The sequence below is a fragment of the Bradyrhizobium sp. AS23.2 genome (assembly GCF_001908185.1).
GTDB lineage: Bacteria > Pseudomonadota > Alphaproteobacteria > Rhizobiales > Xanthobacteraceae > Bradyrhizobium.
The window spans coordinates 1-10111 of the sequence record NZ_LGHM01000279.1; the positions used below are offsets into that span (position 1 = coordinate 1).

Genomic DNA, 10111 nt, shown 5'->3' on the forward strand with positions numbered 1-10111 from the left:
AGCAACGGCAGGGCCGGCAGGGCCGGCCGGGCCAGCGTCAGCAGGGCGCGCGGCACGGTGACGGGCGGCGTGCCGACGAAAGGCATGGCGACGGACGCCACCATAGCGCCGGCAAGCAAGGCGACGGACGGTCCGGTGAAGGACGGCATGGCGATGCCAGGCATGTTGATGCCAGGCATGTTGACGGAAGGCCCGGCAACGGCCAGAAGGCCTCTCGCCGCCGCCGCTCCGGTGGTAAGATGCATTCTTCGCCAGCCGACCGCCCGGAACAGCGTTCCGCGCATGGCGCTGGTACGTCTGATGGGATACAAGGCGTGGCCTTTTTGCGCCGTGAGAGTCGGCCGAACGGCCAATCGAACCGCAAACCCTTTTCGCACTAGCCGTCCACGACCTGGAGAAATTCATGGCTAAGGAAGAGCTGATCCAGTTCGAAGGACTGGTCACCGAAATCCTCCCCGACGCACGCTATCGCGTGCAGCTCGACGCCGGACACGAGATCGTCGCCTACACCGCCGGCAAGATGAAGAAGAACCGCATCAAGACGCTGGCGGGAGACCGCGTGACGGTGGAAATGTCGCCCTATGATCTGGAAAAGGGACGGCTGATTTTCCGCCACAAGGACGAACGTCCTGCGACGGCCGGCGGACCTCCGCGACCCGGACAACGCGGTGGCCAGTTCCGCCGTCGTTGATCTGCATCAAGCGCGCTGCGGTAAAATTCTGACCTGTATGCTGGTCCGCCGTGGACGTCACGGCGGATCAAAAATTCGTGCGCGTCAGGATTGTTTTGAGGCCCTATTTCCAATAAAATGAACTAATCGATTTTCGGCCGGACGATATTAGCATCCACCGGTACAGCCGGTTCAGACACGCTGACGACCCTTCCAGAAATTCGATCTAACCGCCCGCGCAAGTGGGCTTCGACACTGTATATCTGAGAAGGACTACCCCCGTGAGCATGGGAACCGTGAAGTGGTTTAACGCGACCAAGGGCTTTGGCTTCATCCAGCCCGACGATGGCGGCCAGGACGTCTTCGTTCACATCAGCGCCGTTGAACGTGCCGGCCTCGGCACGCTGCGCGAAGGCCAGAAGATCTCCTACGAGATCGTCGCCGATCGCCGTTCCGGCAAGTCGGCAGCGGACAACCTCCGCAGCGCCGGCTGAGCCTGCCGGGCCTTGCTGAGCCTGCCGGGCCTTGGCCCGGATCGGCTTGAGCGAACAAGCTAAAGGAAAAGGCCGTGCTCTGCGCACGGCCTTTTTTCCGTCAGGTGCCTTGAGATCGGTGACTGCAGCCATCGGCGCGGCGATGGACCATTCAACGCCGCGACGGCAATTCCGATTTCAGCACGACGACGGCACGTTGTTGTAGGCAATACAGGTGACCTGGCGCGGCCGCGTATAGGAGACGTCGCTCAGCACCAGGTCCGACTTCAAGACGTAGTAGAGTGTGGGCTTATAGGTGTAGCTGACCTCGCTCAGTATCAGGTAGGTCGACGGCACCAGCAGCGCTGAGGGGATCGATGAGGTGATCTTGTCGCCAGCCTTGCGAAGCGAGGTCGTGAGGGTCGCCTGCGTCGCAGAAGAACTCGCAACGGTGGCAGACTTGCTCCACTGAACCGTCGCGATGCTGTTGGCATCGATGTAGATCTCGGAGATCGTGCCTACCGTATTGCTCGCATCGTAAGGCGTGACGATCGAGATGCTCGCCGTGAACGTGTTCTGCAGGCTCGTATCGGTCGCCGCTCCCGAAGATTGCGACGTCAGGTCGGACAGCGTTCGCGCAATCAGCGTGACCTTGCGATCGATCGCCACCGCGGTCGAGACTTCGACGGTGCCGAAGAACATCACGAGCATCAACGGCACGATCATCGCGAATTCCGTTGCAGCGAGCGCGCTGCTGTCGGCGAGGAAATCGCGTGCGGAGGTCCGGCCGGCGTGTAGGATTCTCACGATCATCTGCATTGTTCTGCTCGGATCCAACAGTGCTAGTAGGGCTCGTTCTGGAATGCAGCCGTCGCGACAAGCAGACGCTTGTTGCCGTTGAGATTGGCGATGTTGTAGCCGAGGCCGGTGACGAAGAGCGGCCACTGATAGTACATCCGCACCACGACGACCTGGCCGGCACTGCCGGGATTGTATTGCATGCCGGTGGCGACGAAGTTGTTGCTCGCGTCGATATGGCTGGACAGGGTCACCGACGCAAAGGAATTGGAATAGCTCTGGACGTCGACGTAAAGACTGTTGCAATCGAACAAGGCGGGGATCTGGGTACAGACGTAGGCCTTGAACGTCCCCTGCGTGCAAGGCGTGCCCACGCCTGACACGGCGCAGGCCGCCACCGAACCGGACTGGGCCTGGCCGGTCAGGACCACGCGCGCCGAATTCTGGGTGATGGTCTCGAGCACCTGGCTCGCGAAGAACATCAGCGCCGTCTCGATGATGGCGAACAGCAGTGCGAAGAACATCGGCGCGACCAGCGCGAACTCGACGGCTGCGGAGCCGCGGCCGTTGCGGCGAAACCGGCGCAGCGCGGTCCGGAACGTGAACCTTTTAGATGCAGGCGATGGCATCGCGTCGAATTCCCTGGCAGCGGCGGTCATCTGCCCCGTTCAGTAGCGGAAACTAATTGTTTAAGTGTTTCAGGCGATCCGCACCCGGCGGACCGCGCCGTTAAGGGCGCGTAAACCACGAACGCCCCACGGCGCGCCGAGTGCAGACTTCCTCCGCGCACGCGTGCGAGCCCGGGCGGACCGCGCGGGTCCTCCCGGGCACACCTGCCAAATGGTCTTGCTAGTTGGTCTTGGCGTCCGCGCCGGCGGTGCCGCTGGCATTGTTGCTCAACGAACTGGCCTGGCTCATCGTAGTGCTGAAGTATTTGTCGCTGTCGCCGAGCGTCACGCGACGTTGGCAAAGCGGCATGCAGCTGTAGGACTCGCGCTCGATCCCGCGATAGACGGTGACGAGCCTGTCGCTCGGACCTTCAACCTGGATCTGGCGGTCGACCAGGATTTCACCGCCCCGGTCGAGCGCGATGAAATTGGTGGCGCCATAGCCCTTGCCGGTCACGACGATCATGCCGCCGGGCTGGAGCGTGACGTCGGCGATCAAGGGATTGCCGACCACGATGGTCGCCACCTTGCCGGGCAGCCGTACCAGCTTGGCCTGGTCGACATTGACGGCGATGGTATCGACGGTGGACTCGGCAAGGCCGGCAGCCGGCGATGCCAGCACCGCGGCCGCAACCAGAAGACAGACGCGCGCATGACGGCGCAGCAGTTCTTTACGCATACTCTTACCCCCGGGACGTCACAAACCGGCAGAAGCGATTGGATACAGCGGAGCCGGTGCCCGACCCGTCTAACCTGCCCTCAATTCGTGAACGTTCCGCAAATTCGCCAACTATTGTTTGAACGGACTGGCGTTTTGCGGTGCTGCCTCCCGTCCTAGCGGCGGAATGGATAGGCGAGCTGGCCCGCGATCTCCTTCGGCATGGTCGCTTCGTCCTTGCCGTAGTCCTGCGGCAGCTTCCCCTCCGGCATGCGGAAGGTGCCGAACAGCACGTCCCAGACCGGGAACGTTCCGGCAAAATTGGTGTCGCCGCCCTCTTCGAGGGGGGTGTGGTGCCAGCGGTGAAATACCGGCGTCGCCAGCAAATATCTGAACGGCCCGAAGGTCCAGTTCAGGTTGGCGTGCACGAAGGCCGAATGGAATGTCGTGAAGGGGGAGACCCAGATCATGACGTTCGGGGAGATGCCGACCATCAGCAAAACGACGTCGACCCCGATCGTGCCGAGCACGAGATTGACGGGATGGAAGCGGGCCGCCGAAATCCAGCTCAGCTCCTCCGAGGAATGATGGATCGCGTGGTACTTCCAGAACTCGCCGCCATGGAATAGCCGATGCAGCCAGTACAGCATGAAGTCGCTCAGGACCAGGAACAGCACTGCCTGGACCCAGAGCGGCAGCTGCGCCAGCGGGCCATGGCCGTTGTCGTAGAAGGCGATGAGATCGTCGGCATCGTGGATGTTGAAGAGGAGGCTGGCGCCGACGATCAGGAGCCCGATCCGCATGGTGCGGGCGAACACCGGAACGAAGAACCAGTAGCAGATATCGGTGATGATCTCCCGCTTGCGCCACCACGGCGCGCCGGGGTTACAGGCCCAGAAATACTCGAGCACCGTGAAGACCAGCGCGAGCACGAAGGTGACCGGAACCACCTTGGCGATGGTCTCTCCGAGCATCAGGGCGACTTGCATGGGCAGGCTCGACATCGTCGCCTCTCTTCCGGATTGCTGGTCGCCTACGCCTACTCCGCGAAATTTAAGGGACGGTGAAGTCGGCGGCGCGCTTGCGTGCGCACCCGGATCGGAAGCGAATTATGCTGCCGCCTTAAGGGGAAATTCACTCTGGGCAAAAGGCATCGGGCAGGAAGCGGGTTTGCGCGATCGAATTAACCGCACCGAAAGAGCTCGGCTCACATGGTCATCGCGTCAAGCATGGCGCCGAACGAGGCGATCACACCCCAGATGGAGTTTTGTTCATGAAGAACCTGATTGCGCGTTTCGCGAAGGATGAATCCGGCGCCACCGCCATCGAATACGGCCTGATCGCTGCCGGCATCGCGCTGGCCATCATCACCGTCGTCAACAACCTCGGCAGCACGCTGAACACCAAGTTCGGCTCGATCAGCTCGTCGCTGAAGTAAGCGACCGACAACGACGGCAAAAGCCCCGGATCTCCGGGGCCTTTGTTTTTGAGTATGGCGAGTTCCCGTGGCGTTGCGCAAGTACAGAACCGATGCCGCGATTGCGGCGAACGAGGCGGAAGCGGCGCAGACCTATTCGCCGGCCTACTGGGTCTGCCTTGCACTGCTGCTTGCAACGGTCGCGCTCGCCGCGCGGATTGCCAGCCTGTGGTGAGCGTGTCCGCGGCAGTTTCCACCAAGGCGGCTGCCGCCGTTGTCGGTTTGTTTAGCACTGCCGGCTAGCATGCGGCGACGCCAGATCCCGCGATAAACCAGGCCTCAAGACGCAGCCCATGATCCTCGACCTTGCGCGCCTTCTGCTCTTCCCGGCCCTGATGGCGTTCGCCGCCGCGAGCGATCTCTTCACGATGACCATCTCGAACCGCGTGTCGATGGCACTGGTCGCAGGCTTCTTCGCGCTCGCGCTCGCCGGTGGCATGGCACCCTACGAGATGCTGAGTCATGTCGGCGCCGGCGCGCTTCTCCTGGTCGTTGCCTTCGCCTGCTTTGCGATGGGCTGGGTCGGCGGCGGCGACGCCAAGGTCGCGGCCTCCGTCGCGCTCTGGTTCGGTTTCGCGCAACTGATGAACTTCCTGCTCTACGCCTCGCTGTTCGGCGGGGCGCTGACGCTGCTGCTGCTCCAATTCCGGCAATGGCCACTGCCCTACGGGCTTGCGGGCCAGGCCTGGCTCGCACGACTGCACGCCAAGGAGAGCGGCATCCCGTACGGCATCGCGCTCGCACTGAGCGCGCTGATGGTCTACCCGGAAACCGAATGGGTGAAGGCGATCGACCTCGCTCACCTCGCACTGCGCTGAACACACCGGGTAAACCCGGCGTTAAGCCGATTTAGATACGCCTCATTAACCATGCTTTGACGAATAGCTGGTCAACTGCCGATTACGGCGGCGGCAGCGTCGCGGCGTTTTGTTGGAAAGTGAAGCGTATGAATAGGGCACGCATTGTCGTCCTGACGGTCGCCATCTGCGCCGGCGGCGTCGCCGCGTACCTGGCGAGCGGCTCGGACCATTCTGCGCCGCCCCCGGCTCCGGTCGCGCAACTTCCCACCGTTGACGTGCTGGTGGCCAAGAACGACATCGGCCTCGGCCAGACCGTCAAGCCGGAAGACGTGCAATGGCAGACCTGGCCGACCGCGACCGCAAGCGCCACCTTCATCCGCCGCAACGAACGTCCCGACGGCGTGACCCAGGTCACCGGTTCGATCGCACGCGCCCCTTTCATCCAGGGTGAGCCGATGCGCGACCAGAAGCTGGTCAAGGCCGAGGGCTCCGGCTTCATGGCGGCAATCCTGCCCACCGGCATGCGCGCGGTCTCGACCGAGATCTCGCCGGAAACCGGCGCAGGCGGGTTCATCCTGCCCAACGATCGCGTCGACGTCCTTCTGACCCGCCGTCTCAAGAATCCCGACCAGAGCAGCGGCGCCCCGGACATCGTCACGTCCGAGATCATCCTGGCCAATGTCCGCGTGCTGGCGATCGACCAGGCGCCGAAGGAGAAGGACGGCCAGAACGCGGTGGTCGGCAAGACCGTCACCCTCGAGCTCAATCCCACGCAGACTGCGACGCTCTCCGCCGCGCGCCAGAGCGGCACGCTGTCGCTGGCACTGCGCAGCATCGTCGACGTCAAGATGAGCGAGATCACGCTCGATGAATCCTCGCAGAAGCGCGAGGGCGTTTCGATCATTCGCTACGGCATTCCGAGCCAGACGGCGAAAGCACGATGAGGACAGTCGACATGAAATGCAGGGCGGATTGGGCAACGATGCGAACCTCAGCGGTTCGCGCCCTGTCGTTTTCGGCTGCCCTCGCGCTGGCGCTCAACCCGGTGCTCACCCCCGTGGCCGCCGCCGACTACCGCCCCGTGGCGCCGGTCGCGGCCGACGGCCAAATGAACGCGCGCTTCCTCTCGCTCGGCGTCGGCAAGTCCATCGTGATCGACCTGCCGCGCGACATCAAGGACGTGCTGGTCGCCGACCCCAAGATCGCCAATGCGGTGGTCCGCTCGGCGCAGCGCGCCTACATCATCGGCGCTACGGTCGGCCAGACCAACATCGTGTTCTTCGATTCCGCCGGCCAGCAGATTGCGGCCTATGACATCGCGGTCAAGCGCGACCTCAACGGCGTGCGGGCGGCGCTGAAGCAGATTCTGCCGAATTCCGACATCCAGATCGACGGACTCGGCGACGGCATCGTCCTGACGGGCACGGCGGCGAACCCGATCGAAGCCCAGCAGGCCAACGACCTCGCCGCGCGCCTCACCGGCGGCGCCGACAAGGTGGTGAACTCGATCGTGGTCCGCGGCCGCGACCAGGTCATGCTGAAGGTGACGGTGGCCGAAGTCCAGCGCAGCATCATCAAGCAGCTCGGCATCGACCTGTCCGCGAACCTCAACTACGGCACGTCGGTGGTGAGCTTCACCAACTCCAACCCGTTCACGGCTCTCGGCCGCAACCTCGTCGACGGAAACAACCTTACGACGAAGTTCGGCGCGACCCCATCGGTGCAGGCCACCCTGCGTGCGATGGAAACCGCGGGCGTGATCCGCACGCTGGCCGAACCGAACCTGACCGCGATCTCCGGTGAATCGGCAACGTTCATCGCCGGCGGCGAATTCCCAGTGCCGGCGGGCTATGCTTGCGACCCCACCACGCATGTCTGTACCACCCAGATCAGCTTCAAGAAGTTCGGCATCTCGCTCAACTTCACCCCCGTCGTTCTGAGCGAGGGCAAGATCAGCATGCGGGTGATGACCGAGGTCTCGGAGCTCTCAAACGAAAATTCCGTCACACTGTCCCAGGCCGTGACCTCGAACTCGGTGAACTCGCTGACCGTTCCCTCGATCAAGACCCGCCGCGCGGAGACCTCGCTGGAAATTCCCTCCGGCGGCGCGATGGCGATGGCCGGCCTGATCCAGCAGCAGACTAAGCAGGCAGTCAGCGGACTGCCGGGCCTGATGCAGCTCCCGGTCCTCGGCACGCTGTTTCGCAGCCGCGACTTCGTCAACAACGCGACCGAGCTGGTCGTGATCGTGACGCCCTATATCGTCCGCGCAGTGGCGCAAAAGGACCTGTCGCGCCCGGATGACGGCTTCTCGGCGCCCGCCGATCCGCAGGCCGAGCTGCTTGGCAACATCAACCGCATCTACGGCGTGCCGGGCCGGACCGAACCGGCAAAGAACTATCGCGGCACCTACGGCTTCATCACCGACTGAGGCGGAACGGGGACTTCACCATGATCACAAGACCACCCCAGATTCGCAAACGCGCCATCGGCTTCGGTGGCGCGCTCGTCGGCATCGCGCTTGCGCTCGGCGGCTGCCAGCACGACGAAGCGGTCACCGCCTCCATTCCAGACGACTACAAGCAGCGCCATCCGATCGCGATCACGGAACAGAACCGCTCGATCGTCGTCTTCGTCGGCCACGCCCGCGGCGGGTTGACTGCCGCCCAGCGCGCCGACGTGATGGGCCTGGCGTCGACCTGGGTGCGCGAGGGCACCGGCGCCATTCACATCGACGTGCCGTCCGGCACACCCAATACACGTCCGGTCGCGGACTCGATGCGTGAGATCCAGGCGATGCTTGCGGCGGCGGGCGTTCCGCCGCGCGGCGTCACCGTTCGCCCCTACCAGCCGGAAGACAAGCGCTTCCTGCCCCCGATCCGGCTCACTTATTCCAGGATTGCCGCGGTAGCGGGTCCCTGCGGCCTGTGGCCGGAGGACATTGGTCCCTCGATCAAGAACAAGAGCTGGTTCGAGAACAAGGACTATTACAATTACGGCTGCGCCTATCAGCGCAACCTCGCGGCAATGGTCGACAACCCGTCGGACCTCGAGCAGCCGCGGCCCGAAACGCCGTCCTACACGCCGCGGCGCACCGCCGCCTTCGAGAAGTATCGCAAGGGAACTCCGACGGCGGTTTCTTATCCTGAGGCCGAGAAGGCCAAACTCAGCGACACCGGCAGATGATCAGCTACGCTCGCCAGACTCAAGAAGAACAGCCGGAAGCGTCTCTCCCGCCGGTCGAGGAGCACATCGCGCCTGCACCACGCGTTTCGGTCCAGGCCTTCTGCGAGACCGTGGAGACCGCTGCCGCGGTGCAGTCGGCCGGCGAGGATCGCCGTCTCGGCAAGGCTCATCTGAAGATCCAGATGGGCGGCATGGCCGCCGCGATCGAAGCCTACCGCTCCGCTCCCACGCCGAACGTGATCGTGCTCGAGAGCGACGGCCGCAACGACCTTCTGGGCGGGCTCGACCAGCTCGCCACCGTCTGCGATGCCGGCACCCGCGTCGTCGTGATCGGCCGCATCAACGACGTCATGCTCTACCGCGAGCTGGTACGCCGCGGTGTCAGCGACTACGTGCTCGCGCCGGTCGGCGCGATCGACGTCGTGCGCTCGATCTGCAACCTGTTCTCGGCGCCGGAAGCCAAGGCGGTCGGCCGCATCATCGCCGTTGTCGGCGCGAAGGGCGGCGTCGGCGCCTCCACCATCTCCCACAACGTCGCCTGGGCGATCGCGCGCGACCTGGCAATGGACGCGGTCGTCGCCGATCTCGACCTCGCCTTCGGCACCGCCGGGCTCGACTACAACCAGGACCCGCCGCAGGGCATTGCCGACGCCGTGTTCTCGCCCGACCGTGTCGACACGGCCTTCATCGACCGCCTGCTGTCGAAATGCACCGACCACCTCAGCCTGCTGGCCGCGCCGGCGACGCTCGACCGGGTCTATGATTTCGGCACCGACGCCTTCGATTCCGTATTCGACACGCTGCGCTCCACCATGCCCTGCATCGTGCTCGACATCCCGCACCAATGGTCGGGCTGGACCAAGCGCGCCTTGATCGGAGCGGACGACATCCTGATCGTGGCGGCGCCTGACCTCGCCAACCTGCGCAATACCAAGAACCTGGTCGATCTGCTGAAGGCCTCGCGCCCCAACGACCGGCCGCCGCTCTACTGCCTGAACCAGGTCGGCGTCCCGAAACGGCCCGAAATCGCCGCCGCGGAGTTCGCCAAGGCGATCGAGAGCCAGCCAGTCGTCTCGATCCCGTTCGAGCCGCAGATCTTCGGCTCGGCAGCAAACAACGGCCAGATGATCGCGGAGATCTCCGCCAACCACAAGTCGATCGAGATGTTCCTTCAGATCGCCCAGCGCCTGACCGGCCGCAGCGAGACGAAGAAGCAAAAGTCGTCCCTGCTTTCACCCCTGATTGAGAAGTTGCGGGGAAAATAGCCGCCGCATGGAGTTGTTAAGTGTTCGGTAAGCGTAGCGGAACAGACACCGACTTTCGGGCCCCGAGGCCCGGCGCCGTGTCGCCAGAGCCTGCCCCGGCTCCGGCGCCCGCCGTG

General features: G+C 63.9%; 13 protein-coding genes and 1 pseudogene. 10 read left to right on the forward strand and 4 right to left on the reverse strand.

Annotated features, from left to right (window positions below; all coding sequences use genetic code 11):
* The 3 genes and pseudogenes from AC630_RS47600 to AC630_RS40970 all read left to right on the forward strand — a co-directional run.
* Positions 1-380 (forward strand): annotated as a pseudogene (locus AC630_RS47600) (DEAD/DEAH box helicase); the annotation flags it as partial.
* A 23-nt stretch (positions 381-403) separates the two neighbouring features.
* Positions 404-691 (forward strand): translation initiation factor IF-1, encoded by a 288-nt coding sequence (infA, locus tag AC630_RS40965; protein ID WP_018646603.1) that lies wholly within the window; start codon positions 404-406, stop codon positions 689-691.
* 260 nt (positions 692-951) lie between these two features.
* Positions 952-1164 carry a cold-shock protein gene (locus AC630_RS40970; RefSeq protein ID WP_007599788.1) on the forward strand — a complete coding sequence of 71 codons (213 nt, stop codon included), beginning with the start codon at positions 952-954 and terminating at the stop codon, positions 1162-1164.
* 177 nt (positions 1165-1341) lie between these two features.
* Here AC630_RS40970 and AC630_RS40975 read toward each other — a convergent pair whose 3' ends face one another.
* The 4 genes from AC630_RS40975 to AC630_RS40990 form a co-directional block, all read right to left on the reverse strand.
* Positions 1342-1956, reverse strand: a complete 615-nt coding sequence (locus tag AC630_RS40975; protein ID WP_074124043.1) for a TadE/TadG family type IV pilus assembly protein — start codon at positions 1954-1956, stop codon at positions 1342-1344.
* Between the two features lie 29 nt (positions 1957-1985).
* A complete protein-coding gene (locus tag AC630_RS40980) occupies positions 1986-2570 on the reverse strand; it encodes a TadE/TadG family type IV pilus assembly protein (RefSeq protein WP_074124041.1) in 585 nt (194 codons plus the stop codon).
* Positions 2571-2790: 220 nt separating this feature from the next.
* Positions 2791-3288: a pilus assembly protein N-terminal domain-containing protein gene (locus AC630_RS40985; protein WP_074124031.1), complete on the reverse strand. Its 498-nt coding sequence runs from the start codon at positions 3286-3288 to the stop codon at positions 2791-2793.
* Positions 3289-3443: 155 nt separating this feature from the next.
* Positions 3444-4271 carry a sterol desaturase family protein gene (locus AC630_RS40990; RefSeq protein ID WP_074124033.1) on the reverse strand — a complete coding sequence of 276 codons (828 nt, stop codon included), beginning with the start codon at positions 4269-4271 and terminating at the stop codon, positions 3444-3446.
* A 269-nt stretch (positions 4272-4540) separates the two neighbouring features.
* Here AC630_RS40990 and AC630_RS40995 point away from each other — a divergent pair, with 269 nt between their 5' ends.
* The 7 genes from AC630_RS40995 to AC630_RS41020 all read left to right on the forward strand — a co-directional run bounded on the left by AC630_RS40995 (position 4541) and on the right by AC630_RS41020 (position 9995).
* Complete coding sequence (locus tag AC630_RS40995; RefSeq protein WP_018646598.1) at positions 4541-4705, forward strand: Flp family type IVb pilin; 165 nt, start codon at positions 4541-4543, stop codon at positions 4703-4705.
* A 67-nt stretch (positions 4706-4772) separates the two neighbouring features.
* On the forward strand, positions 4773-4919 hold the full coding sequence (locus AC630_RS46060) for a hypothetical protein (RefSeq protein ID WP_167561384.1): 147 nt from the start codon (positions 4773-4775) through the stop codon (positions 4917-4919).
* Positions 4920-5037: 118 nt separating this feature from the next.
* Positions 5038-5562, forward strand: a complete 525-nt coding sequence (locus tag AC630_RS41000) for an A24 family peptidase (protein WP_074124035.1) — start codon at positions 5038-5040, stop codon at positions 5560-5562.
* Positions 5563-5690: 128 nt separating this feature from the next.
* A complete protein-coding gene (gene cpaB / locus AC630_RS41005) occupies positions 5691-6488 on the forward strand; it encodes a Flp pilus assembly protein CpaB (protein WP_074124037.1) in 798 nt (265 codons plus the stop codon).
* A gap of 11 nt (positions 6489-6499) precedes the next feature.
* Positions 6500-7975 carry a type II and III secretion system protein family protein gene (locus AC630_RS41010; protein WP_074124044.1) on the forward strand — a complete coding sequence of 492 codons (1476 nt, stop codon included), beginning with the start codon at positions 6500-6502 and terminating at the stop codon, positions 7973-7975.
* Positions 7976-7995: 20 nt separating this feature from the next.
* Positions 7996-8730, forward strand: coding sequence for a CpaD family pilus assembly protein (locus AC630_RS41015; RefSeq protein ID WP_074124038.1), 735 nt, complete (start codon positions 7996-7998; stop codon positions 8728-8730).
* Positions 8727-9995 carry a CpaE/TadZ family protein gene (locus AC630_RS41020; RefSeq protein WP_074124040.1) on the forward strand — a complete coding sequence of 423 codons (1269 nt, stop codon included), beginning with the start codon at positions 8727-8729 and terminating at the stop codon, positions 9993-9995. Before AC630_RS41015 ends, AC630_RS41020 begins: the two co-directional genes overlap by 4 nt.
* The last annotated feature ends 116 nt before the right edge of the window (positions 9996-10111 follow it).